Annotated in this window: 25 protein-coding genes; 2 read left to right on the forward strand and 23 right to left on the reverse strand. The window is 60.5% G+C overall.

Translation table 11 applies throughout. From position 1 onward, the window contains the following. Nucleotides 1–10: 10 nt before the first annotated feature. From BLR20_RS06830 to BLR20_RS06880, 11 genes are all read right to left on the reverse strand, one after another. Nucleotides 11–997, reverse strand: coding sequence for a DNA polymerase III subunit delta' (locus BLR20_RS06830; RefSeq protein WP_054994569.1), 987 nt, complete (start codon nt 995–997; stop codon nt 11–13). Continuing rightward, the gene (gene tmk, locus BLR20_RS06835; RefSeq protein ID WP_010432532.1) at nt 990–1,622 is read right to left on the reverse strand and encodes a dTMP kinase; all 633 of its coding nucleotides are present in this window, start codon (nt 1,620–1,622) and stop codon (nt 990–992) included. Before tmk ends, BLR20_RS06830 begins: the two co-directional genes overlap by 8 nt. 19 nt (nt 1,623–1,641) lie before the next feature. Next, nucleotides 1,642–2,775, reverse strand: a complete 1,134-nt coding sequence (gene mltG / locus BLR20_RS06840; protein ID WP_054994568.1) for an endolytic transglycosylase MltG — start codon at nt 2,773–2,775, stop codon at nt 1,642–1,644. 2 nt (nt 2,776–2,777) lie between these two features. Then, nucleotides 2,778–3,593, reverse strand: coding sequence for an aminodeoxychorismate lyase (gene pabC, locus BLR20_RS06845; protein WP_054994567.1), 816 nt, complete (start codon nt 3,591–3,593; stop codon nt 2,778–2,780). Beyond that, nucleotides 3,593–4,837 (reverse strand): beta-ketoacyl-ACP synthase II, encoded by a 1,245-nt coding sequence (gene fabF / locus BLR20_RS06850; protein WP_032612129.1) that lies wholly within the window; start codon nt 4,835–4,837, stop codon nt 3,593–3,595. Before fabF ends, pabC begins: the two co-directional genes overlap by 1 nt. 114 nt (nt 4,838–4,951) lie before the next feature. After that, nucleotides 4,952–5,188 carry an acyl carrier protein gene (acpP, locus tag BLR20_RS06855; RefSeq protein ID WP_003227051.1) on the reverse strand — a complete coding sequence of 79 codons (237 nt, stop codon included), beginning with the start codon at nt 5,186–5,188 and terminating at the stop codon, nt 4,952–4,954. A gap of 191 nt (nt 5,189–5,379) precedes the next feature. Then, on the reverse strand, nt 5,380–6,123 hold the full coding sequence (fabG, locus tag BLR20_RS06860) for a 3-oxoacyl-ACP reductase FabG (protein ID WP_003318510.1): 744 nt from the start codon (nt 6,121–6,123) through the stop codon (nt 5,380–5,382). Between the two features lie 15 nt (nt 6,124–6,138). Continuing rightward, nucleotides 6,139–7,077 (reverse strand): ACP S-malonyltransferase, encoded by a 939-nt coding sequence (gene fabD / locus BLR20_RS06865; protein ID WP_025990978.1) that lies wholly within the window; start codon nt 7,075–7,077, stop codon nt 6,139–6,141. A 116-nt stretch (nt 7,078–7,193) separates the two neighbouring features. Further along, nucleotides 7,194–8,216, reverse strand: coding sequence for a phosphate acyltransferase PlsX (gene plsX, locus BLR20_RS06870; RefSeq protein WP_054994566.1), 1,023 nt, complete (start codon nt 8,214–8,216; stop codon nt 7,194–7,196). Nucleotides 8,217–8,220: 4 nt separating this feature from the next. Then, nucleotides 8,221–8,403, reverse strand: a complete 183-nt coding sequence (gene rpmF, locus BLR20_RS06875) for a 50S ribosomal protein L32 (protein ID WP_002552688.1) — start codon at nt 8,401–8,403, stop codon at nt 8,221–8,223. A 13-nt stretch (nt 8,404–8,416) separates the two neighbouring features. Then, nucleotides 8,417–8,944: a YceD family protein gene (locus BLR20_RS06880; RefSeq protein ID WP_003390869.1), complete on the reverse strand. Its 528-nt coding sequence runs from the start codon at nt 8,942–8,944 to the stop codon at nt 8,417–8,419. A 106-nt stretch (nt 8,945–9,050) separates the two neighbouring features. Between BLR20_RS06880 and BLR20_RS06885 the strand changes: the two genes are divergently transcribed. Then, the gene (locus BLR20_RS06885; protein WP_054994565.1) at nt 9,051–9,629 is read left to right on the forward strand and encodes a Maf family protein; all 579 of its coding nucleotides are present in this window, start codon (nt 9,051–9,053) and stop codon (nt 9,627–9,629) included. Nucleotides 9,630–9,686: 57 nt separating this feature from the next. On the opposite strand, the gene sppA is transcribed toward BLR20_RS06885, so the two are convergent. Genes sppA through rluC form a run of 3 tightly spaced genes read right to left on the reverse strand, consistent with a single transcriptional unit; the run spans nt 9,687 to nt 12,318 of the window. Continuing rightward, entirely contained in the window at nt 9,687–10,685 is a 999-nt protein-coding gene (gene sppA / locus BLR20_RS06890) for a signal peptide peptidase SppA (protein WP_010432553.1), read from the reverse strand. A 24-nt stretch (nt 10,686–10,709) separates the two neighbouring features. Further along, the gene (locus tag BLR20_RS06895; protein WP_010432555.1) at nt 10,710–11,372 is read right to left on the reverse strand and encodes an HAD-IA family hydrolase; all 663 of its coding nucleotides are present in this window, start codon (nt 11,370–11,372) and stop codon (nt 10,710–10,712) included. After that, nucleotides 11,362–12,318: a 23S rRNA pseudouridine(955/2504/2580) synthase RluC gene (gene rluC, locus BLR20_RS06900; RefSeq protein WP_003317474.1), complete on the reverse strand. Its 957-nt coding sequence runs from the start codon at nt 12,316–12,318 to the stop codon at nt 11,362–11,364. The genes BLR20_RS06895 and rluC overlap by 11 nt, the downstream gene beginning before the upstream one ends. 717 nt (nt 12,319–13,035) lie before the next feature. On the opposite strand from rluC, the gene rne reads away from it, so the two are divergent. Next, a complete protein-coding gene (gene rne / locus BLR20_RS06910) occupies nt 13,036–16,365 on the forward strand; it encodes a ribonuclease E (protein WP_420875063.1) in 3,330 nt (1,109 codons plus the stop codon). Nucleotides 16,366–16,519: 154 nt separating this feature from the next. On the opposite strand, the gene murB is transcribed toward rne, so the two are convergent. From murB to BLR20_RS06955, 9 genes are all read right to left on the reverse strand, one after another. Beyond that, nucleotides 16,520–17,539 (reverse strand): UDP-N-acetylmuramate dehydrogenase, encoded by a 1,020-nt coding sequence (gene murB, locus BLR20_RS06915; protein WP_054994563.1) that lies wholly within the window; start codon nt 17,537–17,539, stop codon nt 16,520–16,522. 34 nt (nt 17,540–17,573) lie between these two features. Further along, the gene (gene kdsB, locus BLR20_RS06920) at nt 17,574–18,338 is read right to left on the reverse strand and encodes a 3-deoxy-manno-octulosonate cytidylyltransferase (RefSeq protein WP_003317470.1); all 765 of its coding nucleotides are present in this window, start codon (nt 18,336–18,338) and stop codon (nt 17,574–17,576) included. Beyond that, nucleotides 18,335–18,520, reverse strand: a complete 186-nt coding sequence (locus tag BLR20_RS06925) for a Trm112 family protein (RefSeq protein WP_002552679.1) — start codon at nt 18,518–18,520, stop codon at nt 18,335–18,337. The genes kdsB and BLR20_RS06925 overlap by 4 nt, the downstream gene beginning before the upstream one ends. Nucleotides 18,521–18,537: 17 nt before the next feature. Continuing rightward, nucleotides 18,538–19,533 carry a tetraacyldisaccharide 4'-kinase gene (gene lpxK / locus BLR20_RS06930; RefSeq protein WP_010432569.1) on the reverse strand — a complete coding sequence of 332 codons (996 nt, stop codon included), beginning with the start codon at nt 19,531–19,533 and terminating at the stop codon, nt 18,538–18,540. After that, nucleotides 19,533–19,964, reverse strand: a complete 432-nt coding sequence (locus BLR20_RS06935) for an ExbD/TolR family protein (protein WP_003409582.1) — start codon at nt 19,962–19,964, stop codon at nt 19,533–19,535. The genes lpxK and BLR20_RS06935 overlap by 1 nt, the downstream gene beginning before the upstream one ends. Continuing rightward, nucleotides 19,961–20,677, reverse strand: a complete 717-nt coding sequence (locus BLR20_RS06940) for a MotA/TolQ/ExbB proton channel family protein (protein ID WP_074594562.1) — start codon at nt 20,675–20,677, stop codon at nt 19,961–19,963. Before BLR20_RS06940 ends, BLR20_RS06935 begins: the two co-directional genes overlap by 4 nt. Nucleotides 20,678–20,719: 42 nt before the next feature. Next, nucleotides 20,720–22,936, reverse strand: coding sequence for a DNA internalization-related competence protein ComEC/Rec2 (locus BLR20_RS06945; RefSeq protein WP_054994562.1), 2,217 nt, complete (start codon nt 22,934–22,936; stop codon nt 20,720–20,722). 136 nt (nt 22,937–23,072) lie between these two features. Further along, nucleotides 23,073–23,861: an ABC transporter permease gene (locus BLR20_RS06950; RefSeq protein ID WP_010432576.1), complete on the reverse strand. Its 789-nt coding sequence runs from the start codon at nt 23,859–23,861 to the stop codon at nt 23,073–23,075. Continuing rightward, entirely contained in the window at nt 23,858–24,790 is a 933-nt protein-coding gene (locus BLR20_RS06955) for an ABC transporter ATP-binding protein (RefSeq protein ID WP_010432578.1), read from the reverse strand. The genes BLR20_RS06950 and BLR20_RS06955 overlap by 4 nt, the downstream gene beginning before the upstream one ends. Nucleotides 24,791–24,959 lie beyond the last annotated feature (169 nt).

A 24,959-nucleotide genomic window follows, 5' to 3' on the forward strand; every position in this document is an offset into this window, starting at 1 on the left:
AACGCAGAGTCTACGCCTGTCCTGGCAGGCCTGCCCACTGCACCAACAACGCTTCAAGCAGCAAAACCCGATTGAGGTTGGCCTTGGACATGACTTTCTGGCGCTGCGCCAGAATCCAGTCCTGAATATCCAGCACTTTGGCGCGAGAAGACTTCTGCGCCAGGTATTGAATCACCTTGCGCATGTCGCCCAGGCCCAGACCTTCCTCGTCCTGCGTCATCTGGTAGCGCAGGATCAGGTGCGACCAGTCACAGAACCAGTCGAACAGCAGTAACAGCGGAATATCCTTCCAGCCCTCGGCCAGTTGGGTAGCCGACTGTTGTTGCTTGAGCAGCTTCTTGACGCCGTCGACCACCAGCGCGCGCTGCTCGCGAACGCCCTGCGTGTGCAGCGCCACCGCAGCCAGCGGCGATCCGGCGGCCAGCGTCAGTAACTCGAAGCGCTCGTCCTGCGTGCAATCAGGCAATGCGCCGTTCAGCCAATCGAGGCTCATCTGCTCGCCGGGCAATGGGCACGCCTGCTGCACACAGCGGCTTTTGACCGTTGGCAGCAAGCGGCTCGGTTGATGGCTGACCAGCAACAGAACGGTATTGCCTGAAGGCTCTTCCAGACTTTTCAACAAGGCATTGGCCGCGTTGGTATTCATCGCTTCCACCGGCTCGACGAGCACCACCTTGCGCCCGCCCATCTGAGCGGTCTGCACCACAAAACTGACCAGATCACGGACCTGATCGACCTTGATCGGCTTGTCCGCCTCCTCCGGTTCGAGGACGTAATTGTCGGGGTGGCTGCCAGCTGCCAGCAACAGACAGGACTTACAGTGTCCGCAGGCATCAAGCCCTTCGGGCGTCTTGCACAGCAGACTGGCCATCAGCCGTTCAGCCAGGGCGCGCTTGCCGATACCCGCCGGCCCATGCAGCAGATAAGCGTGAGCGTGCTGAGCACGACCGGCCATCTGCTGCCAGAGCGAAGCCTGCCAGGGGTAGGCTTCAGCCACGTTGCAGCTCCAGTAACTGAGGCAGCAAGGTGTCGAGAGACGCCTGAACATCGGCCAGGGTTTGCGCGGCGTCTACCAGGCGATAGCGCGCAGGTTCGGCCTTGGCCCGCTCCAGATAGGTGCTGCGCACAGCGTCGAAGAACGCCCGCCCTTCCTGCTCGAACCGATCCAGCCGACCGCGTGCAGCGGCCCGTGACAGGCCGATCTCCACCGGCAGGTCGAACACCAGCGTCAGGTCAGGGCGCAGGTCGCCTTGAACGAACTGCTCCAGCGCTGCAATACGCTGATGGGACAAGCCGCGACCGCCACCCTGATAGGCGTAGGTCGCATCGGTAAACCGATCGCAGAGCACCACCTCGCCCCGCGCCAGCGCTGGACGAATGACTTCGGCCAAATGCTGTGCACGCGCGGCAAACACCAGCAACAGCTCGGTGTCAGCGCTCATGGCCTCGTCGCTGGGTGCCAGCAACAGCTCGCGTATACGCTCGGCCAGCGGTGTACCGCCAGGCTCGCGGGTCAGCAATACCTGAACACCCTGCGCACGCAACTGCGCCGCCAAGTAATCACGGTTGGTGCTTTTGCCTGCACCTTCCGGGCCTTCAAGAGTGATAAACAAACCAGTCACAGCTCATCCTTAATCGTCATCATTGCGCATTCGACTCGGGCTGCGGGGCATCCGGAACATCCGCAGGCACGGCTTCCGAAGAGGGCGAGTCAGTTGCCGGTGCCGGTGTGGCAGGTGCGGCGGGTGCCGGGCTAGAGCGATAGTCCGCACGGCGCTTGAGCTGATAATCACGCACGGCCGCGTTATGGGCATCCAGATCGTCCGAGAACACATGGCTGCCATCGCCCTTGGCCACGAAATACAGGCTGCTGCCGTCCACCGGATTGAGCGCAGCATGAATCGCTTCGCGCCCCACCAGCGAAATGGGCGTCGGCGGCAGGCCGGCGATCACGTAGGTGTTATAGGGCGTGGCTTCCTTGAGGTTGGCGCGGGTCAGCTTGCCGTTGTAGCGCTCGCCCATGCCGTAGATCACGGTCGGGTCGGTCTGCAACTGCATGCCCAGCTTCAGGCGACGCACGAACACGCCGGCTATCTGGCCGCGCTCCTGAGGTACGCCGGTCTCCTTCTCGACCAGTGACGCCATGATCAGCGCCTGGTAAGGGTTTGAATAGGGAGCCTCCGACGACCGCGAATTCCATTCCTCGTCGAGCACTTCTTCCAGGCGGCTGTAAGCCTGCTTGAGCAATTCGGCATCGGTCATGCCGCGCACGTAGCGGTAGGTGTCCGGAAAGAAACGGCCTTCAGGGAACACGTCTGGATGACCGATTTTCGCCATCAGCTCGCTGTCGGACAGGCCTGCCAGCGTTTGATCGAGCTTGGCCTGTTTGGCCAATGCAGCACGCACCTGCCGGAAATTCCAGCCTTCGACCAGCGTCAGGCTGTATTGCACGACCTCCTTGCGCTTCCAGACGTCGAACAGGCCTTTGACGTTCATGCCCGGCACCATGCGGTATTCACCGCTGTGCAGCGCCTGTCCGGACAGGTTGAAACGCCAGTAGAGACGCAGCCAGAAAGCGTCCTTGATCACGCCATCGGCCTGCAATCGATTGAGTACGCCGGTCGGCGTTGAACCGGCCGGAACATCCAGCAGTTGTTCCTGAGCCACCTCGAGCGGTTGGTTCAGCGCCTGATACTGCTGCCAGAACGCAAAGCCGAGCAGTAAACCTGCCAGGACGACCGCTGTTTCCAGCAACACCAATATTTTTCGGATCAAAATCAGATATCCAGAAGGGTGCGGGCAATGCCTTGCAGTTTACGGGTGAGCGGCCCGACCGGCCAGTTCAACGCTGCAAAGCTGCAAACCGGCCAGACGCCGTACACGCTATTGCATAGAAACACTTCGTCTGCCGATTCAAGGTCAGACATGTGCAGGTCACGAATATCGACAGCCAGCCCCAGCTTTGGTGCCTGATCCAGCAACTCGGCACGCATGACACCTGCGACCCCGCAGCGGCTGAGATCAGCCGTCAGCAGACGGCCCTGACTGACCAGAAACAGGTTGCTGTAGACACCTTCTATCAGTAGTCCAGATGTGTCGCGCATCAAACCCTCGGCGTGCTCGCTGTCACTCCATTCGGAGCGGGCCAGTACCTGTTCCAGACGATTGAGGTGCTTGAGTCCGGCCAGAAGCGGCTGCTGCGCCAGACGCGTCTGGCAGGCAAACAGACGCACGCCCTGCTCGGCATGCGTATGGGGATAGGCTGGCGCAGGGCTGCCCTGCAGGATTCGACGCGGCTGGGCATCGGGGGCCGGAGCGTAGCCGCGCTGGCTGTCGCCGCGGGTAAGGATCAGCTTCATGACCCCGTCGCCGAGTTCTGCAGCAAAGCGGGTCATTTCTGCACGGATCAGCATGTGGTCGGCTGCGATCGACAAGCGCGCGCATCCGTTTTCGAGACGCTGCAGATGGCGCTCCAGGAGCAATGGCTGCCCGGCCTTGACGACGATGGTTTCAAACAGTCCATCGCCATAGGCCAGCCCTCGGTCCTTGAGGGACATGGCGTCTGCGGGGCAGCCATCGACCCAGCCGGGCATTACTCGGCGAACCGACGGAATACCAGCGAGCCGTTGGTGCCACCGAAGCCGAAGGAGTTCGACAGAACGACGTCGATCGGCATGCGGCGCGCTTCGTGAGGCACAAAGTCCAGATCGCAGCCTTCGCTTGGCTCATCCAGGTTGATGGTCGGTGGAGCCACCTGATCAACCATTGCCAGCACGCTGAAGATCGCCTCGACAGCACCGGCGGCGCCCAGCAGGTGGCCGGTCATCGACTTGGTCGAACTGACTGCCAGCTTGTAGGCGTGATCACCGAATACCGACTTGATCGCAGAAGCTTCGGCCAGATCGCCTGCCGGTGTCGATGTACCGTGCGCGTTGATGTACTGCACCTGCTCGGGATTGACCTTGGCATCACGCAACGCATTGACGATGCAGCGTGCAGCACCGGCGCCGTCATCAGGTGGCGAGGTCATATGATAGGCGTCGCCGCTCATACCGAACCCGACCAGCTCTGCATAAATGGTCGCGCCACGCGCCTTGGCGTGCTCGAGTTCTTCGAGCACCATGGCACCGGCACCGTCGGACAGGACGAAGCCATCACGGCCCTTGTCCCAGGGACGACTGGCGCGGGTCGGGTCATCGTTGCGGGTCGACAGCGCACGCGCTGCACCGAAGCCACCCAGACCGAGGCCACAGGCGGCCATTTCAGCGCCGCCGGCGATCATCACGTCCGCTTCGTCATAAGCGATATTGCGAGCCGCCATACCGATGCAGTGGGTTGCAGTCGTGCAAGCCGTCGCGATGGAGTAATTGGGTCCCTGTGCGCCCAGATGGATCGACAGGAAACCGGAAATCATGTTGATGATCGAGCCGGGAACGAAGAACGGTGAAATCCGCCCAGGACCCTGCTCGTGCAGCAGACGACTGCTGTTTTCGATATTGGTCAGACCACCGATGCCCGAACCCATGGCAACGCCGATGCGCTCACGGTTTGCATCAGTGACTTCAAGGCCGGCATTACGCACTGCCTGAAAGCTGGCCGCGAGGCCATACTGAATAAAGAGATCGAGGCGGCGCGCTTCTTTGGGCGCGAGGTATTCTTCGACGTTGAAACCCTTGACCGAACCGCCGAAGCGGGTGGTGAAGGCTGACAAGTCCGTGTGCTCGATAAGGCCAATGCCACTGCGGCCCGCCAGAATGCCTTGCCAACTGCTGGGCACGTCATTGCCCAGTGGCGAAAGCATGCCCATCCCGGTGACCACGACGCGTCTACGCGACACAGGACTCTCCTTCTCTCTTGTTTACGGAACAATCACAGCGTTTTTTAAAGAAAAAACCGCACGCCGGTTAAAGCAGTGCGGTTTTCCCGTGACAGCAGTCAGCGATTACAAATCTTAAGCCTGATGGCTAGTGACGTAGTCGATTGCTGCTTGAACGGTAGTGATCTTTTCCGCTTCTTCGTCCGGGATTTCGGTCTCGAATTCCTCTTCCAGAGCCATTACCAGCTCGACGGTGTCCAGGGAGTCAGCGCCCAGGTCCTCAACGAAAGAAGCAGTGTTGACAACCTCTTCTTGTTTGACGCCAAGTTGCTCTGCAACGATTTTCTTGACGCGCTCTTCGATGGTGCTCATACCTAGTTTTAACTCCTAGTGGAAATGTTCAGGCATCTGGCCAGTGGGTAAGTGTATAGAAGAGGTTTTGCGAATTTCAAGCTTAACGCTCTCCCCTTATGCCCAACCGTACCTTTGCCCATTCATAGATTGCAGCTTTATAACGGATTTTAGACAGCTCGTATGACATTTTTTTGAAACAGGTCGTCACATTAGCTCATGTACATGCCGCCGTTAACAGGGATTGTGGCCCCGGTAACGTAGCCTGCGCCTTCGGACGCAAGAAAAGCGACTACGTGCGCAATCTCTTCGGCTTGCCCCAAACGGCCCAGGGGTATCTGGGTAATCAGTGACTCACGCTGAGCCTCAGGCAGCTCACGCGTCATGTCGGTATCGATAAAACCCGGTGCCACCGAATTCACGGTGACCGCCCGCGAGCCCACTTCACGGGCCAGAGCCCTGCTGAAGCCTTCCAGACCGGCCTTCGCGGAAGCATAGTTTACTTGACCGGCGTTGCCCATGGCACCCACAACCGAACCAATGCTGATAATACGCCCCCAACGCGCTTTGGTCATGCCACGCAGAACACCCTTGGAAAGACGGAAAAGGCTGTTCAGATTGGTGTTGACGACGTCATACCATTCGTCATCTTTCATGCGCATCATCAGGTTATCACGGGTGATACCGGCGTTATTGACCAGAATCAACGGTGCGCCGACGCGCTCCTGAATGGTGGACAGGACCGAATTCACAGACTCGGCATCGCAGACATCCAGCATCAGGCCAAAGCCTTCGATGCCGTTTTCCTTGAACGTCGCGCTGATGCGCTCGGCGCCGGACTCTGACGTCGCGGTACCCACGACGACAGCACCATTGCGTCCCAATTCCAGAGCAATGGCTTGACCAATGCCGCGGCTTGCACCGGTTACCAGTGCAACTTTACCTTGAAGGCTCATGCAGGCTTCTCCTAATCAGGCCAGTGCCGCGCGCGCGGCGGCAAAGGCGTCCGGGGTATCAAGGTTGTAGGTAATCACGCCGTCGGCGCAACGCTTGTTCAGACCAGCCAGCACTTTGCCCGGACCGCACTCCACAAGCTGGGTCGCACCGCGACTGGCCAGGCATTGAATGGATTCGACCCAGCGTACCGGCTTGTACAACTGCTCCAGCAAATCACGCTTGAGCGTCGCCAGATCACTGACGGCACTGGCGCTGACGTTCTGTACCAGTGCAATTTCCGGCGCTTGCCATTCGATGGCTTCAACGGCCTCGGCGAAACGCTCGGCGGCCGGGCGCATCAGTTCGCAGTGCGATGGCACGCTGACCGGCAACGGCAAGGCGCGCTTGGCACCACGGGCCTTGCACAGCTCCATGGCACGCTTGACGGCCTCGGCGGAACCGGCAATCACCACCTGGCCCGGCGAGTTGAAATTCACGGCACTCACGACTTCACCCTGTGCCGCTTCGGCGCAGGCTGCGATAACGTCGGCATCATCCAGACCCAGAATGGCGGCCATACCGCCCTGACCCGCTGGCACCGCTTCCTGCATCAACTGGCCACGACGCTCGACCAGCTTCACGGCATCGGCCAGGCTCAGGCTTTGCGCGGCGACCAGTGCGCTGTATTCACCCAGGCTATGGCCGGCGACGAATGCAGGAACCGCACCGCCCTCGGCCAGCCATACATGCCACAGGGCTACGGAAGCGGTCAGAATGGCCGGCTGGGTCTTGTCGGTCTGATTGAGCAGCTCGGCAGGACCGTTCTGAGTCAGTGCCCACAGGTCATAGCCGAGGGCTTCGGAAGCCTGCTCGAAAGTGTCGAGGATCAGCGGATGTTGCGCGCCTTGCTCGGCGAGCATGCCGAGCGATTGCGATCCTTGACCCGGAAAGACGAATGCGAGGGATGCAGACATTTGACAAGCCTCTGAATTATTGTCGCCAAAATGGGCGTCCGGACAGGCCGAACGCGGGAATTCTAATGTATATGACTGATCGGTTGGATGACTGACCAGTCTGATGCGTCACATTTTCAGGTTCGGCCGCCCTGAAACACCGTTTCAAGCCGCCCCCTCAAACGCTGTGGCAGATTTTCCCCGGACTCGACGATGGCTCGCTGAATCGCGCTCTGAAAACCTGAAACACTTGCAGAACCATGACTTTTCACCACGACCCCCTGCAACCCGAGCAGGCTCGCGCCATTATGACGGGCGGGCGCCAGATCGGTCTGCAACCGCTTCAGCAAGGGCAGCGCCAGCGCGCCGACTGCCCTGCTGAGCAGATTGCGCTGGAACAGCGTCTCGATTCTGGCCGCAATCATGGTCGCCAGCCCCTCACTCGACTTGAGCAACACGTTGCCGACAAAACCATCACACACCACCACGTCAGCTTCCCCTCGGTACAACCCGTCGCCTTCAACATAGCCAATGTAGTTAAGCCCCGAGGCAGACTGCAAAAGACCCGCAGCACGCTTGACCTGCTGATTGCCCTTGATGTCTTCAGTGCCCACGTTGAGCAAGGCCACTCTGGGCGTTGCGACACCGAGGATCTCGGCAAGCACCGAGCCCATCACCGCAAACTGATAGAGCGCCTCGGCACTGCAATCGACGTTCGCCCCCAGGTCCAGCAACTGGCAATGACCTGAGCGAGTGGGAATGGCTGCGATCATTGCCGGGCGATCAATCCCTGGCAAGGTCTTGAGCACGAACCGGGAAAGCGCCATCAGCGCACCGGTATTGCCGGCACTCACACATGCCTGGGCCTGACCGCTGGCCACCAGCTCGAGGGCAACGCGCATGGAGGAGTCCGGTTTGCCACGCAACGCCTGAGACGGGCGCTCGTCCATTGCAATCGCTTCACTGGCATGAATGACACGCAGGCGCGAACGGTCCACGGCTTCATGGCCAGAGACGAGTTCTTCAATAAGGGGAGCTTGGCCGACAAGGACCAGATGAAGCGAGGGTGTAGCGGTCAGGCACGCGAGGCTTGCCTGAACAATGTTGCGGGGACCGAAGTCCCCGCCCATTGCGTCGATCGCGATGATCGGAGCGGACAAGAAATTACTCGTCAGCGCCCTTGTCGATCACTTTACGACCACGGTATACGCCTTCTGGCGATACGTGGTGACGCAGGTGAATTTCACCAGTGGTCTTTTCTACCGACAGAGTGCTTGCCTCAAGAGCGTCGTGCGAACGACGCATGTCACGGGCAGAGCGGGATTTTTTGTTCTGCTGAACAGCCATAATTGATTAACTCCTAAACGTTTGGGTCACGCTTTAACTGCGCCAATACACTGAACGGGTTGGACCGCGTTACCTCGTCCACGCTCGGTTCGGGCTCATCGAGACCCGCCGGTTGCTGGCATTCTTCAGGATGATGAGCAGGCACAATGGGCAAGGCGAGCAATAGCTCCTCCTCGATCAATGCCAGCAGATCCAAAGGATCTTCGCCCAGTTCCAGCACGTCATAACCTTTCGGTAACGACTGGGTATTCGCACCCTCCTTCACCACAACGTAACTGCATTCGCTGTGGATCGGCAGGGTCACCAGCTCAAGACAACGCTGGCAAACCATCTTGACCGGGACGTCTATCGAACTGTGGATAACCACAGAGCGGCGTTCGTCACGCTCAAAAACGAATTTCGCCTGCACCGTACCGACAGTGTCGGCAAGCGGGTCGCAGAGTCTCTTCAGATCGCCCAGCAGCACTTCACCCTGAAGGGTAGTGCCGCGATCGGACAATTTGCGCGGGTCAACGTGAGATGGAATCGGGTCATTCAACATAGGCGCAGCATTCTAGGGATGCCCCCCGGGCATGTCAAAGGAAATTCAGGCCTGTTCGTCACTCCGGCCACTCTTTAGAATCAACGCTCAGCCTACGGAGAACCGCATGCCATCCCTGCTCCTCGCTTCCAGCTCCTCATACCGCCGCGAACTGCTCGCCCGCCTGCGCCTGCCATTCACCTGCAGGTCTCCGGATATCGATGAAGGCCGGCGACCGAACGAGTCCGCATTCGACCTCGTACAACGCCTTGCCCAGGAGAAAGCCACAGCGCTGGCCGCAGAGCATCCGCACCACCTGATCATCGGCTCCGACCAGGTTGCCATCCTTGACGAACAGGTACTGGGCAAGCCGCACAACTTCGAACGCGCACTGGAACAGCTGACGGCAGCGAGCGGCAAAAGCGTGACCTTCCTGACCGGCCTGGCCCTGCTCAATAGCTCAACCGGCGAGTGCCAGATCGATTGCGTGCCTTTTACGGTGCACATGCGCGAACTCGACCGGGCCAGCATCGAACGCTACCTCCATGCCGAACAGCCCTATGACTGCGCAGGCAGCTTCAAGGCAGAAGGCCTTGGCGTCAGCCTGTTTCGCAGCACCGAAGGCAGCGACGCGACCAGCCTGATCGGCCTGCCGCTGATACGCCTGGTGGACATGCTAATAAAGGAAGGCGTCAGCGTACCCTGACCCTTACAGACAAAGAACCCGGCCATTGGCCGGGTTCTTTATGCCTATATCAAGCCATCAACGCAGGCTTGGGCCGTTGAAACCGACCAGCATGGCAATTCGCTCGGCGATACTGGTGCCCAGCTTTTTCGAAAAGCGATCGAAAGGCGACTCTTCGACGGTGTACTCGACGATGTCCTTTTCCTTGATCACGTCTCGCGCAACATAACTTGCACTGCCCAGGCCATCGACCAGACCCAGCGCAACAGCCTGCTCGCCGGTCCAGATCAGCCCGGAGAACAGCTCTGGGTGCTCTTTGTCCTTCAACCGGTCGCCGCGACCCTGTTTGACACTGGCGATGAACTGACGATGAGTCGTGTCCAGCACGCCCTGCCAGAACTGCGTTTCATCAGCCTTCTGTGGCTGGAACGGATCAAGGAACGCCTTATGCTCGCCGGAGGTATAGGTACGACGATCAACGCCGAGCTTATCCATGGCACCGACAAAGCCGAAACCTGCTGCCGTCACACCGATCGATCCCACCAGACTGGCCTTGTCGGCATAGATCTGGTCAGCGGCGCTGGCGATGTAATAAGCCCCCGAAGCACCGAGATCGGTAATGACCGCATACACCTTGATGTCCGGCTTCGCCGCGCGCAGACGACGGATCTCGTCGTAGACATAGCCCGACTGCACAGGACTGCCGCCCGGGCTGTTGATACGCAGAATCACGCCCTTGGTCTTTTCATCCTCGAAGGCCTTCTGCAGCGCAGTGACAATGTTCTCGGCACTGGCCGATTCCTTGTCGGCAATCACGCCCTGCACATCGATCAGCGCGGTGTGACTGGAACGGCGCGAAGTGCCGCCCTCGAAATCCAGCATCGGCACAACGACCGCTACAAACAGGAACGCGAACGTCAGCAGCTTGAAAAAGATCCCCCAGCGACGCGCCCGGCGCTGCTCCTGAACACTGGCCAGCAGCGTCTTTTCAAGAAGCTTCCAGCTTTTCGCCTCTTCCCTGCCATTGATGCCCTCGTCCGCGCTTTGCGAAACGGGTGCCTTCCATTCGTCAGACATGTTCCAATCACTCCAACCCGAAAACTAGACGCTGCGCCTGTTCAACCAGGTGCGCAGCTCGGAAAAATGCTCGATAGCCAGCCGCGGCTCGAACTGGCGCAGCGACTCAAGCGGCTGAGCGCCATAGCCCACCGCAACCGAATCCATACCGGCGTTGCGAGCCATCAGCAGATCGAACGAAGCATCGCCAATCATCAGCGAACGCTGCGGGGTAACACCACAGTGCGCCATGATCTCGTTCAACATTAGCGGATCAGGCTTGCTGGCGGTCTCGTCGGCCGCCCGGGTGGCATCGAAGTAATCCTGCCAGCCGTTGGCCTTCAGCACACGATCGAGCCCGCGACGCGCCTTGCCGGTAGCGACCGCCAGGCGATAGCCATCCTCGCGAAACGCCTGAATCGACTCCACCACACCCTCGAACAGCGGCGACGGCACGTTATCCATTGCCATGTAACTGTCCGCGTAGTGCTGCCGAAACTCGATAAGCTGATTGCCACTGATCTGCGGATACAGGGTTCGAATCGCCTCGGGCAGCCCCAGGCCGATAATGTCCTTGATCGCCATATCGTCGCGAATTTCAAGGTCGGTCTCGATGGCCGCCGTACGCATGGACAGGATGATGCGCCCGACCGAGTCGGCCAGTGTGCCGTCCCAGTCGAAAATCAACAGGTCGTAATCACGGCGCACTCAGACGCTCCACTGTTTTGGCCCACATGTCATCGACAGGCGCCTGCACATTGAGTTTGCTGCCATCGGGCATCGGCACCGTCAGCATGTAAGCGTGCAGAAACAGGCGCTTGCCGCCCAGATCGCGAATTTCGCGACTGAAATTCTCGTCACCGTACTTGGTGTCGCCTGCAATCGCATGCCCGGCATGCAAGGTGTGCACGCGGATCTGGTGAGTACGCCCGGTGACCGGCTTGGCTTCGACCATGGTGGCGAAGTCGCCGAAACGGCGCAGCACCTTGAAAATCGTCAGGGCCTCCTTGCCCTCCTCATTCACTTCGACCATGCGCTCACCGGAGCGCAGGTTGCTTTTCATCAGCGGCGCACGCACCTGCTTCAGCGCCGTTGCCCAGTTACCGCGGACCAGCGCCATGTAGCGCTTGTCGACGCCGTCGCCGCGCAGGGCTTCGTGCAGATGGCGCAGCATGCTGCGTTTCTTGGCGATCATCAGCAGGCCGGACGTGTCGCGATCGAGACGGTGCACCAGCTCGAGTTCCTTGGCGTCCGGGCGCAGCTGGCGGAATGCTTCGATCACACCAAAGCTCAGGCCACTGCCGCCATGCACGGCGATACCGGCAGGCTTGTTGAGCACGATAAGTGCCTTGTCTTCGTAGACGATCGCAGCTTCGAGACGCTGCAACAGCGCCTGCGCGACCGGCACCGGCTCGTCGCGCTCAGGCACGCGCACAGGAGGAATGCGCACAATATCGCCTGCCTGCAACTTGTACTCCGGCTTGATCCGCCCCTTGTTCACACGCACTTCGCCTTTGCGCAAAATGCGGTAAATCAAGGTTTTGGGCACACCCTTGAGATAAGTGATCAGAAAATTATCGATGCGTTGACCGGCAAGTTCCGGGGCAACCTCAACCAGCTGGACGCCGGGGGTTGGAGGGGCAATATTCGTCATGCCGCAAATGATAACAATTTTTTATGGATTTGAAGCACTTAATGATTGCTGCTATAGTCGCGAACGCCGCCAAAAGCGGCCGGACAGCGGACCAACGGTTGACAACCGGCCCTGACCAACGCAATTCACAAGGACGGGAGGCCGTCCTACGCAGTGTTCGGTGACAACGGAGCACGCTGAAAACGTAACAAGCGCAGGTGACATGAGGCCGGAAACACGCCTGACAGCAGAGCAGACAGCTCGCGGCCAGTGCGGACAGTTCATGGCCAGTTCACAAAGTGCAGTCGCTTTCAGACGCTACGAGCGAATGCTTCGGGAACAACGCCTCAAGCCATGATGCGCGACCTTCCCTATCGAAGATCGCGGTAAATGCCAACCCGCTGCGGATTCTGCGCGCGGCAGCACCCGAATTATCAGGGATACGTGTAGGGTGGAGACGCACAACCATCGGACTGTGTAGCACAAGGCTTGTTCTAGACGCTTCATCTCGTCCGCTACCGATGGTCGATTCCTCCTCCTGACAAAGCTTTTGCTGAAAGGGGTGTCTTATGCCACCACAGCAAGCAGGAAACGTCGTCGCGACCCTCCGCCCCCTCTGGGCGAGGACCTCGCTAGACACTGGAGTGTCCAACCACTCCTGACGTGCCCTGACACCGACCGTGAGAAGTCGTGTGTGCCGAACGCCGTTTCCGGCAGCCCGGAAACCGACGGTACTACATGAAAAGAATGCTGATTAACGCAACTCAACCCGAAGAGTTGCGTGTTGCACTGGTAGACGGCCAGCGCCTCTACGACCTGGACATCGAGTCAGGTGCACGCGAGCAGAAGAAGGCCAACATCTATAAAGGCCGAATCACTCGCATCGAACCCAGCCTTGAGGCTGCCTTTGTCGATTTCGGCTCTGAGCGCCACGGCTTCCTGCCCCTCAAGGAAATCTCCCGCGAGTACTTCAAGAAAGCTCCTGAAGGCCGCGTCAACATCAAGGACGTCCTGAGCGAAGGCCAGGAAGTCATCGTTCAGGTCGAGAAAGAAGAACGTGGCAACAAGGGCGCAGCCCTGACCACCTTCATCAGCCTCGCAGGCCGCTATCTGGTTCTGATGCCGAACAACCCTCGTGCCGGCGGCATCTCGCGTCGTATCGAAGGCGAAGAGCGCAACGAACTGCGTGAAGCCCTCAACGGCCTGATCGCGCCAGCCGACATGGGTCTGATCGTTCGTACTGCCGGCCTGGGCCGCAGCAGCGAAGAAATGCAGTGGGACCTCGATTACCTGCTGCAACTGTGGACCGCCATCAAGGAAGCGTCCCTCGATCGTTCCGCTCCTTTCCTGATCTACCAGGAAAGCAACGTCATCATCCGCGCCATCCGTGACTACCTGCGTCAGGATATCGGTGAAGTCCTGATCGACAGCATCGAAGCCCAGGAAGAAGCACTGACCTTCATCCGTCAGGTGATGCCGCAGTACGCCAGCAAGATCAAGCTGTACGAAGACAGCGTTCCGCTGTTCAACCGCTTCCAGATAGAAAGCCAGATCGAAACCGCCTTTCAGCGCGTGGTCGAACTGCCTTCCGGCGGCTCCATCGTCATCGATCCGACCGAAGCCCTGGTGTCCATCGACATCAACTCGGCGCGTGCCACCAAAGGCAGCGACATCGAAGAAACAGCTCTGCAGACCAACCTTGAAGCGGCTGAGGAAATCGCCCGTCAACTGCGTCTGCGCGACATCGGCGGCCTGATCGTCATCGACTTCATCGACATGACGCCGGCCAAGAACCAGCGCGCCGTGGAAGAGAAAGTCCGTGAAAGCCTGGAAGCCGACCGTGCCCGCGTGCAGATCGGTCGCATTTCGCGCTTCGGCCTGCTGGAAATGTCCCGTCAGCGCCTGCGTCCATCGCTGGGCGAAAGCAGCGGCATCGTCTGCCCTCGCTGCAACGGTACCGGCATCATCCGTGATGTTGAATCGCTGTCGCTGGCCATCCTGCGCCTGATCGAAGAAGAAGCCCTGAAAGACCGCACTGCCGAAGTGCGCGCTCAGGTGCCGATCCCGGTCGCGGCCTTCCTGCTCAACGAAAAACGCAACTCGATCACCAAGATCGAACTGCGCACTCGTGCCCGCATCATCATTCTGCCGAACGATCAGCTGGAAACTCCGCACTTCGAAGTTCAGCGTCTGCGTGATGACAGTCCTGAAGCGCACAGCAGCCAGACCAGCTACGAAATCGCCGCTGCCGCTGCCGAAGTGGAAGAAATTGCACCGCTGGCCGCCGCAACCCGCACCCTGGTTCGTCAGGAAGCAGCCGTCAAGACTGCCCCGGCTCGCGCCAATGCGCCGGTCCCGGTAGAAGCTGTTGCTGCCCCTGCGCCAAACCCTGCACCGGCACCTGCCGCTCACGAGCCAAGCCTGTTCAAGGGTCTGGTGAAATCCCTGGTCAGCCTGTTCGCGTCCAAGGAAGAGCCTGTTGCTCCGGTTGTGGTTGAGAAGCCTGTTGCAGAACAGCGTCCAGCCCGCAACGAGGAACGCCGCAACGGCCGCCAGCAGAGCCGTGGCCGCAACAATCGCCGCGACGAAGAGCGCAAGCCTCGTGAAGAACGTGCCCCCCGAGAAGAACGTGCAGAGCGCGCACCGCGTGAAGAGCGTGCTCCGCGTGAGGAACGTGCACCTCGCGAAGAGCGCACTGTTCGCGAACCGCGTGAAGCCCGCGAGGATTCGACACCGCGCGAAGAGCGTCCAGCCCGCACCACCCGCGAGCGCAAGCCGCGTGAAGCGCGTGAAGATCGCCCGGTTCGCGAACTGCGCGAGCCTCTGGATGCAGCCCCGGCGGTGAACCTCGCTCGTGAGGAACGTCCTGAACGCGCACCACGCGAAGAGCGCCAGCCGCGCGCACCTCGTGAAGAACGTCAACCACGCGCCGAACAGGCCGCGGCTGCCGTGAGCGAAGAGGAAGTGCTGCTCAACGAAGAGCAGATCAATGACGAGAACCAGGAAGGCAACGACGGCAGCGAAGGCGACCGTCCTCGCCGCCGCTCGCGTGGCCAGCGTCGTCGCAGCAATCGTCGTGAGCGTCAGCGCGATGCCAATGGCAACGTGATCGAAGGCTCCGAAGAGAACGGCAACGAAGAAGAAGGCAGCGCCACCGACCTGTCGGCTGGCCTGGGCTTCACCGCCGCCGCCTCGGCCGCCAGCAGCGTGATCAGCGCACCAGCCGAAGCCGATGCACATCAGCAGGCCGAACGTGCCAACAGCAACGCAGTCTCTGCAGACGCCGAGCCGGTGCATCAGGCAACTGCTGCCGAAGCATCTGCGACTGAAACGCCTGTGACCGAAACGCCAGTAGCTGAAACGCCAGCCACCGAAACACCGGTTGTCGAAAAAGCACCGACCGTTGTCGAGCCGACTGTCGAAGCACCGGCCGTTGAAGCCCCTGTTGCAGACGATGCGCCTGTAGCACAGCCTGCTCCCGAGGTGGAAGTTCAGCCGGCAGCGGTCGAAGCACCTGCCATTGCTGCGCAGTCCGAACTGTTCGAAGCACCTCACGCAGAACGCGTAGTGCCGTTCAAGCCAACGCCAGAGCCGGCACCACAGGCGCCGGTCGAAGCAGCGGCCCATGAGGAAGTGCCAGCCACTGAATCATCCGAACTGCCAACGCCTGCACCCGCTGCTGTCGTCGAGCCGGCAGCGGTGAAAGAAGAGCCTGCTCCTTACGTCGCGCCTCAGCCGGTCGTTGAAGAACAGGCACCTGCCCCACAAGAGCAGGCACCTGCGGCTGTAGAAGCAGAGGCTGCACCAGTGGTCAGCAGCACAGGACGTGCACCGAACGATCCTCGTGAAGTTCGTCGCCGCAAGCGTGAAGAAGAAGCACGTCGTCAACAGGAAGCCGCTGCTGCCAGCGCTCCAGTCGTCGAGGCAGCGCCTGCTGCCGCTGAAGCAGAATCGGCTCAGCCTTCACCGGCAGCCGAGGAAAAGACCGAAGAAGCGGCAACTGAGCAACCAGCAGTTAAACCGCAACACGAAGCCGAGAAAGAAAACGAGCCTAAACCCCTCGTTTAAACCCGGCCCATGAAAAAGCCCCGCCTGTGCAAACAGGCGGGGCTTTTTCATGTCCGTTGATTGAGCATTGCACTGCGTTCATCTTCAATACGCGGCGCTTGATCTGATCTCTTCGCGAGCGAGTTCGCTCCCACAAGAGACCATCTCCAGACTATCAGTAGAGGTTCGGCTCCATCTCCAGCTCGACACCAAAGCGTTCAGCGATGTCGGTCTGGATACGGCGCGCCAGATTCAGCAACTGCAAGCCACTGGCCTGCCCATAGTTGACCAGCACCAGCGACTGGAGCTTGTGTACGCCGGCATCACCATCGCGATAACCCTTCCAGCCCGCCTGCTCGATCAGCCACCCGGCCGCCAGCTTCACCCGACCATCGTCCTGCGGGTAGCCGACCACGCCTGGGTGCTGCTGTTTGATCGTTGCATACAGTTCGGCAGGGATAATCGGGTTTTTGAAGAAACTGCCGGCATTGCCCAGCACCGCTGGGTCAGGCAGCTTTTCACTGCGAATGGCGCAGATCGCACGGCTGACATCGAACGGCGTCGGCCGATCAATACCCTGCTCGTCGAGACGCTGACGAACCGGTCCATATTCGAGGTGCAGGCGGGCTACGCGACTGAGCTTGAAACGCACACGCAGGATCAACCAGCGCGCGACCTGATGCTTGAATACGCTGTCGCGGTAGCCGAACGCGCAGTCCTGCAGAGAAAACTCGCGCAATTCGCCCGTCTCACGATCCAGCGCAGTCAGGCTATGGAAGACATCCTTGATCTCGACGCCATAAGCACCGATGTTCTGCATGGGTGCTGCGCCGACGGTGCCTGGAATCAGACTGAGGTTTTCCAGCCCCGCCAGCCCCAGTTCCAGACAGGACTGCACAAACGGATGCCAGGGCTCGCCGGCCTCTGCCTCGACAATCGATTCGAGACAGTCCTCGTGCACGATGCGGATGCCACGGCTGGCCATGCGCACCACCAGTGACTGCACGTCAGCGCTGAGCAGCAGGTTACTGCCACCGCCAATCACCAGCAGTGGCACGTCGTGCTCGGCCGAATAGGCCAGCGCCTCGCGAACATCGTCATCGCTGTGCGCTTCGGCAAACAACCGGGCCTGAACGTCCACACCGAACGTATTGAACGGCTTGAGGGAAATCGCGGATTGCACCTGCAAGGTCATGCCCTCGCCTTCCCGAACCACTGGACGAAGCGCATCAACCCTCCAGCAAGCGCCTTACGCGCTCCAGGTCTTCAGGCGTATCGACCCCACCGGGTGGTGCTTCAAGCGCGTCGGCAACGTGAATCCGCACGCCATTCCACAGCGCACGCAATTGTTCCAGGCTTTCGGTGTTCTCCAGCCAGCACGGGCCCCAACTGACGAAGTCATGAAGGAAACCTGCACGATAGGCGTAGATACCGATGTGCCGACGATAAGGCACGCCGGCAGGCAACTGGTCACGGTTTGCTGCGAGCGCATCACGCGCCCACGGCAAGGGAGCCCGGCTGAACGTCAGCGCCAGGCCGTTGATGTCCGTAGCCACCTTGACGATGTTGGGGTTGAACAACGCGGCCACGTCGTCGATAGGCTCGGCCAGCGTAGACATCCCGGCCTCGGGATGAGCGGCCAGATTGGACGCCACCTGATCGATCACTGCAGGCGGGATCATCGGCTCGTCGCCCTGCACATTGACGACAATCGCGTCAGCCGCCAGACCCAATTGCGCGGCCACCTCGGCCAAGCGATCGGTGCCGGAATTGTGATCGTCGCGCGTCAGCAGCACTTCGGCACCAAAAGCCTGGCAGGCTTCGACAATGCGCGCATCGTCGGTGGCAATCACCACACGTTCGGCGCTGCTCTTGCACGCCTGCTCCCAGACCAGTTGAACCATGGGTTTGCCGGCAATGGTTTTCAGCGGCTTGCCCGGGAAACGGCTGGAGCCGTAGCGCGCGGGAATGACAACGGTAAACGCTGCTGTCATTTTTCCAGCCGCTCGTCAGTGCTCAGGGTCCGAGCTTCGCTTTCGAGCATCACCGGGATGCCGTCGCGCACAGGATAGGCAAGGCCTGCGCCTTTGCTGATCAGCTCGGTCTTGTCGGCGCTGAGCTTCAATGGTCCCTTGCAGACAGGGCAAGCGAGGATATCGAGTAGTTTGGTGTCCATAGGAGATCCTGAAGCAATCATGGAGAAAGACGTAGCAGTTGCTGGTCGAACCAACCGACAAAGGCATCGGAAGGTACTGCATCCACTGCCAGATACCACCAGTCATCAGCGGCAAAGGCACGACATTTCACCGCATCCTTCTCGGTCATGACCAAGGGCAGCGCGGGTGTAAATGTCAGCGCCTCGGCACTGTAGACAGCATGGTCGGCGAACGCGTGAAGTACCGGTCGCCAGTGTAATCCTTCGAGGGTATTGAAGAAACGTTGGGGATTGCCGATTCCGGCGACCGCGTGCAGCGTCTGCCCGGCCGGGAAATAATCCACCGGCTGACGTTCGCCACTGCGCAGATTGATCAGCGCCGAAGGTTTGAGCCTGAAGGCGTAGCCGTCGTCCCTGTCAGCCGTCGCGCCGTTATAAAGCAAGGCGTCGACACTGCTCAGCCGCTCGACCGGTTCGCGCAGCGGCCCGGCAGGCAGACAACGGCGGTTGCCCAGACCACGGGCGGCATCGATCAGCACCAGTTCCAGGTCGCGGGCCAGACGGTAATGCTGCAAGCCGTCGTCGGAAAGAATCAGATCCAGCGGTTCGGCAGCGAGCAAGGCCTGTACCGCGCGACTGCGATCCGGATCGATCATCAGCGGCACACCGCAGCGCTGTACGATGAGCAACGGCTCGTCCCCCGCCTCGCCGGCGCTTTGTTCAGAACGTACGCGCCACGGCAGGCTTGGCGGTTTAGCGCCGTAACCACGGCTGACCACACCGACACGCAGGCCGCGACGGCGGCAGTGCTCGATCATCCAGAGAATCAGCGGCGTCTTGCCAGTGCCGCCAACAGTGATATTACCCACCACGATGACCGGCACAGGCGCGCGATAGATATCACCCCCACCAGCCAGAAACCGCGCCCGCTTGCGCTCTACGACACGCCGGTAAAGGCCTTCGAGCGGGCGCATTAGCGCCAGCGCGGGGTGGCCTTTGTACCAGGCATCGAGCAAGCGATCAGTGAATGCCATCAGTTAGCCGGTGTGGCCTCGACAGTGGTCATGCGCAAATGACTGAAGCCCAGCTTGCCCGCCGCATCCATGGCCGTGATGACCGACTGGTGTGGGGTCTTGCCGTCGGCGCTGATCGACAGCGGCAGGCTGGTATCGCCCGCCGACTCGCGCTGCAGCGCCTCGATCAGCGTCGCCAGGTCGTTTTTCGGCAACAACTGATTGTTCAGCGAGAAAATCCCGTCGGCGTTGATGGCGATGTCCAACTGTTTGGCGCTGGCGTCCACGTCCGGCGTTCCGGTAACGGCCTGTGGCAGATCCACCCGCAACTGGGTTTCACGGGTGAAGGTGGTCGTCACAATGAAGAACAGCAGCAGGATGAACACCACATCAATCAGGGAGACCAGATTGATGTCGATGTTTTCCCGGGGTCTGCGACGGCGAAATTTCACTTCTTCTTGCCCCCGCCCGCTCTGGCCAGCGACTTGAGATCGATCTTGGCGTCGATCAGATCGACATCGCGGTCGCCCTGCACCACTTCCACCAGGCGAATGGCCTGTTGCTCCATGCCGACCACCAGCTCATCGACGCGGCTCTGCAGAAAGCGATGAAAGAAAATCGCCGGGATCGCTACGATAAGACCCGACGCCGTACAGATCAGCGCCTTGGAAATACCACCTGCCAGCACACCGGCGTTGGCGGTGGCTCCGGAACTGTTGAACGAGCCGAAGATATCGATCATGCCCAGCACGGTACCCAGCAAACCGAGCAACGGCGCCATGGCAGCGATCGAGCCCAGCGCGCTCAGGTAGCGCTCCAGCTCATGAATAACCCGGGCAGCGGCTTCTTCGATGCACTCCTTCATGATCTCGCGACCATGCCTGGAGTTGGCCAAGCCTGCCGCAAGGATTTCACCCAGCGGCGAGTCGGCGCGCAGCTGCTTGAGCTTTTCGCTGTCCAGCTTCTTTTCCTGAATCCACTGCCAGACCTGCCCGAGCAGGTGCGGTGGCGTGATACAGCTGGCACGCAACGTCCACAGGCGCTCGATGATGATGCCGGCGGCGGCGATGGAGCTCAGAATAATCGGCAGCATCATCCAGCCGCCAGATTTGACCAGTTCCCACACAGTGATCACTCCCTCGAAAAATTGGCGCCACTCTACCATAGGGTCGCCAAGTGCCGAACGCCGAGATCGATATCCATTCACTCAATCACGCCAGAAGCGCCGTTGCGCGCGCTCGGCCTGTGGCGCTCCGAACGTACCCAGTCGCAGCCGCACAGCGCCCAGCTCGGCACTGTCGAAACTGGCGATGCCCAAGCCTCGATAGCGCGCCATGACCAACGGATGCGGATGACCGAATGCGTTGTTGCGGCCACGGGAAATCAGCACGCCAACCGGTGCCACGGCGCGAAGAAATGCTTTGGACGACGAGGTCCGGCTGCCGTGATGCGGCGACTGCAACCAGTGGGCACGAAGGTCGAAGCCGCTGTCGATCGCCGCGCGCTCGGCATTCACGTCAATATCGCCCGCCAGCAGCAGACGCTCGCCACTGGCGTCGACGCTGAGGATGCACGAGGCTGGATTGCCGTCAGGCCCCTGCTCCCAGCGCCACGTGGAAAACACCACGCCATCCCACTCCCAGCGCGCACCGCTCTCGCACAATCGGGCGTCGAGTTGCGGCGCGAGCCTGGCCAGCTCGCCGCCCAGGACCTGGCTCACCGGAAAAGCCTTATGAACCGCCGCTGCACCTCCGGCATGGTCCGCGTCGGAGTGGCTGATCAACATCAGATCGAGATGGCGGACACCTGCCTTGCGCATGGCGGGCACGACCACGCGCTGACCGATATCGAACTCACCGAAACGTGGACCTGCGTCATACAGGAGTGTGCGTTTGCGGGTGCGCAGGAGGATGGCCAAGCCCTGCCCCACATCCAGCTGCAACACCTCTACCTGACCTTCAGGCACTGATTCGAGCGGCGGAAAAACGCACAGTAACAACAACGGCCAGCCCAGCGGACGCATGGGCACGCCTTTGGGCAGCAACAACAGCAAGGCCCCGAGCAGACTCAACCACCATGCCCAGACCGGCACCGCACTGGGCAGCCAGGCCGGCAATGCGGCGGCCACCGCACCGAGGAATACGAACAGCCACTGCAGCGCCCCGCCCGCCAGCCACAGCAGACCTTCCCCGATCACAGGGACTGGCAGCAACAGCGTCCCGAGCAATGCCGGAGGCAGGACGATCACGCTGACCCAAGGCACGGCAAGCAGGTTGGCGAACGGGCCGCTGAGGCTGATCGGCAGGTTCAGCGCCAGCAGAATCGGCAACAAGCCAACGGCGATCAGCCATTGCGCCCGTGTCCAGCTTTGCCACCAGCTCCAGGCGCCGAGACGTCCACTGAAAATCAGGATCAGAATGCCGACCGCTGCGAACGACAGCCAGAAACCCGGCTGCAGCGTCACCAGCGGCTCGAAGATCAGCACTGCGTTGAAGGACAGCAACAAGGGCCAGACCACGCCCAGGTGCCGAAAACGCAAGCGCCACAGCAGCACCATCGCGACCATCACACAGGCGCGCCGGACCGGCACCTCGAAACCGGCCAGCAGTCCGTAGCCCAGTGCAGCGCTGAACGCCAGTGCACACGCCCACGGCAGCCAGGGCAAAAAGCGTGGCCACAGCCCCCAGCGCGCCAGGCCTGCGACCAGCGCGTAAATCACCCCGGCCAGCAAACCGATGTGCTGGCCGGAGATGACCAGTAGATGCACGGTGCCGGTATCCTGCAACACCTGCCAGTCGGTGCTCGACAGTCCTGAGCCATCGCCCAGCACCAGCGCCGCCAGACCGCCCTCCCGGCCCTGCGCATCGACCGCCAGCAGGCGCTGACGAATGGCATCGCGCCAGGCGGCGCGTGCGGGTGCCAATAGCTGACCATCCACCACCGTGCCGGTGGCACCGATGCGCTGCGCCAGCAACCACGCCTGATAGTCGAACGCATCGGGATTGACCAGCCCGGCCGGCCGCTTGAGTTTGATCGCTATGCGCCAGCGCTCGCCGCTGTTTACGGGCTGGCCGCCGTACCAGGCCACCCGGATTCGCGCTGGCAGCCTGGCACGCCGTGACCAGGCCCCTTCCAGTTCAAAACGCACCACACCTTCGGCGACACTCGGCAAGCCGACCACCTTGCCCTGCACCCACAAAGTCCGACCATCGAGACGCTGCGCCAACCGGTCACCCAGCGCCCACTGCGCCGAAACGCAGGCCCAGGTGAAACCGAGCAGGAACAACGCCAGCGGATAGGTACGGAACGGCAGTAGCATCAACGCCATTATCGGCATCAGCAGCAATAGCCAGGTCGGCGGCAGTGCCGGTAGAAAGCGCAGGGCAAGCAGCCCGAACGCGAGCGCGATCATCCCTGTGCGCATGGCGGTTCCTTGCAGCGGAAAGCCTCAAGGATCAGCGTGCCGGGGACATTTCGGAAGTGATGGTGTATTGCAGAATCTGAACAGCCGGCCTAGGCCAACGCTCGACCCGCCAGCCTGGCGGGTCGAAACCAATGTGTTACTGACGCATACCGCGACCGCTCACCAGCAACCTTGCGCAGCCCATATAAAGCACGAAGGTCGCCACGATCATGAACGCCAGAGCGATGCTGATCTTGATGTCGGAGACGCCCAGGATGCCGTAGCGGAAGGCATTGACCATGTGCAGGACCGGGTTGGCCAGCGACACGGTCTGCCAGAACGGTGGCAACAGGTTGATCGAGTAGAACACGCCGCCCAGGTAGGTCAGCGGGGTCAGGACGAAGGTTGGAATGATCGAGATATCATCGAAGTTGCGCGCAAACACTGCGTTGATGAAGCCCAGCAGCGAGAAAATCGTCGCGGTCAGCACCACCACCAGAATGGTCACGCCCAAGTGGTGCACTTGCAGATCGGTGAAAAACATCGACAGCATGGTGACGATGAAACCGACCATCAGACCACGCAGCACACCGCCCAGGGTGTAGCCGACCAGGATGGTGTGCGGCGAGACCGGCGACACCATCAGTTCTTCGATGGAGTGCTGAAACTTGGCACCAAAGAAGCTCGACACCACGTTGCCGTAGGAGTTGGTGATCACCGACATCATGATCAGCCCCGGCACGATGTACTGCATGTAGGTAAAGCCGCCCATGTCGCCAATCTGGCGACCGATGAGGTTACCGAAGATGACGAAGTACAGGACCATGGTGATGGCTGGCGGCAGCAAGGTCTGCGGCCAGATCCGCATGAAGCGGTGCACTTCACGATAGACGATGGTTTTCAGGGCAATCAGGTTGGGGCGCAACTCGCCGTTGGGTACGGTCATACCGCCACCTTCGCGAGGTTTTTTTCCACCAGGGACACAAACAACTCCTCAAGGCGATTGGATTTATTACGCAGGCTCAAGACTTCGATGTTCTGGAAGGCGAGCTGGCTGAACAGCGCAGTGATGCCGACGTTCTTGTCGACCTGCACTTCCAGGGTGTGGCTGTCGAGCAGGCGGCAAGGGAAACCGGGCAATTGTGGCGCGCTCTGCCAGGAGGCTTTGAGATCGAGCACGAAAGTCTCGACGGTCAGGGTGCTGAGCAGCTGCTTCATGCCAGTGTTCTGCACGATCACCCCGTGGTCGATGATGCCGATGTTGCGGCACAGCTGTTCAGCCTCTTCCAGATAATGCGTGGTGAGGATGATGGTGATGCCTTTGCTGTTCAGCTCGGTCAGAAAAGTCCACATCGAACGGCGCAACTCGATATCCACGCCTGCGGTAGGTTCGTCGAGGATCAACAGGCGCGGCTCGTGAATCAGCGCACGGGCGATCATCAGACGCCGCTTCATGCCGCCGGACAGCGAACGTGAAGGCACATCGCGCTTTTCCCACAGCCCCAGTTGTGTCAGGTACTGCTCGGCACGCTCCTTGGCGATTTTCGCCGGGATGCCGTAGTAGCCTGCCTGGGTGACGACGATGTCCAGGGTCTTCTCGAACTGGTTGAAGTTGAACTCCTGCGGCACGACACCGATGCAACGCTTGAGCGCAGCGGGCTCGCGATCCAGGTCGTGGCCAAAGATGTTCACCGTGCCGCTGGTCTTGTTGACCAGCGTCGAGATGATGCCGATGGTGGTGGACTTGCCAGCGCCATTGGGGCCCAGCAACGCGAAGAAATCACCTTCGGCGACGTCCAGATCGATGCCACTCAAGGCCTGGAAACCGTTGCCGTAGGTTTTGGTTAACTGCCGAATGGACAGAGCTGAAGACATATCGGGATAGGTACTCATCAGAAAAAGGAATTGAAGATGACTGTAAGCAGCCGCCTGCCGTGACGACCCAGCCGCGCAATGGTGCTCGGCTGCGCCGTTCAAGTACAGACACATCTGTTAATAGTAAATATCAAGCGGCGGACATGCGCCCGATCAGCCCTTTTACCTG

The sequence above is a fragment of the Pseudomonas congelans genome, assembly GCF_900103225.1.
Lineage (GTDB): Bacteria > Pseudomonadota > Gammaproteobacteria > Pseudomonadales > Pseudomonadaceae > Aquipseudomonas > Aquipseudomonas congelans.

What these genes read in the sequence shown, in the direction of transcription:
- BLR20_RS06885 (WP_054994565.1), top strand. Translation starts at nt 9,051, where the DNA reads ATGCCATCCCTGCTCCTCGCTTCCAGCTCCTCATACCGCCGCGAACTG.
- BLR20_RS06940 (WP_074594562.1), bottom strand. Translation starts at nt 20,677, where the DNA reads ATGGTAGAGTGGCGCCAATTTTTCGAGGGAGTGATCACTGTGTGGGAA.
- rluC (WP_003317474.1), bottom strand. Translation starts at nt 12,318, where the DNA reads ATGACGAATATTGCCCCTCCAACCCCCGGCGTCCAGCTGGTTGAGGTT.
- fabG (WP_003318510.1), bottom strand. Translation starts at nt 6,123, where the DNA reads ATGAGCCTTCAAGGTAAAGTTGCACTGGTAACCGGTGCAAGCCGCGGC.
- rpmF (WP_002552688.1), bottom strand. Translation starts at nt 8,403, where the DNA reads ATGGCTGTTCAGCAGAACAAAAAATCCCGCTCTGCCCGTGACATGCGT.
- pabC (WP_054994567.1), bottom strand. Translation starts at nt 3,593, where the DNA reads ATGCCCGGCTGGGTCGATGGCTGCCCCGCAGACGCCATGTCCCTCAAG.
- BLR20_RS06955 (WP_010432578.1), bottom strand. Translation starts at nt 24,790, where the DNA reads ATGTCTTCAGCTCTGTCCATTCGGCAGTTAACCAAAACCTACGGCAAC.
- lpxK (WP_010432569.1), bottom strand. Translation starts at nt 19,533, where the DNA reads ATGGCATTCACTGATCGCTTGCTCGATGCCTGGTACAAAGGCCACCCC.
- sppA (WP_010432553.1), bottom strand. Translation starts at nt 10,685, where the DNA reads ATGTCTGACGAATGGAAGGCACCCGTTTCGCAAAGCGCGGACGAGGGC.
- kdsB (WP_003317470.1), bottom strand. Translation starts at nt 18,338, where the DNA reads ATGACAGCAGCGTTTACCGTTGTCATTCCCGCGCGCTACGGCTCCAGC.
- fabD (WP_025990978.1), bottom strand. Translation starts at nt 7,077, where the DNA reads ATGTCTGCATCCCTCGCATTCGTCTTTCCGGGTCAAGGATCGCAATCG.
- BLR20_RS06925 (WP_002552679.1), bottom strand. Translation starts at nt 18,520, where the DNA reads ATGGACACCAAACTACTCGATATCCTCGCTTGCCCTGTCTGCAAGGGA.
- murB (WP_054994563.1), bottom strand. Translation starts at nt 17,539, where the DNA reads ATGACCTTGCAGGTGCAATCCGCGATTTCCCTCAAGCCGTTCAATACG.
- BLR20_RS06950 (WP_010432576.1), bottom strand. Translation starts at nt 23,861, where the DNA reads ATGACCGTACCCAACGGCGAGTTGCGCCCCAACCTGATTGCCCTGAAA.
- BLR20_RS06945 (WP_054994562.1), bottom strand. Translation starts at nt 22,936, where the DNA reads ATGCGCACAGGGATGATCGCGCTCGCGTTCGGGCTGCTTGCCCTGCGC.
- acpP (WP_003227051.1), bottom strand. Translation starts at nt 5,188, where the DNA reads ATGAGCACCATCGAAGAGCGCGTCAAGAAAATCGTTGCAGAGCAACTT.
- rne (WP_420875063.1), top strand. Translation starts at nt 13,036, where the DNA reads ATGAAAAGAATGCTGATTAACGCAACTCAACCCGAAGAGTTGCGTGTT.
- BLR20_RS06880 (WP_003390869.1), bottom strand. Translation starts at nt 8,944, where the DNA reads ATGTTGAATGACCCGATTCCATCTCACGTTGACCCGCGCAAATTGTCC.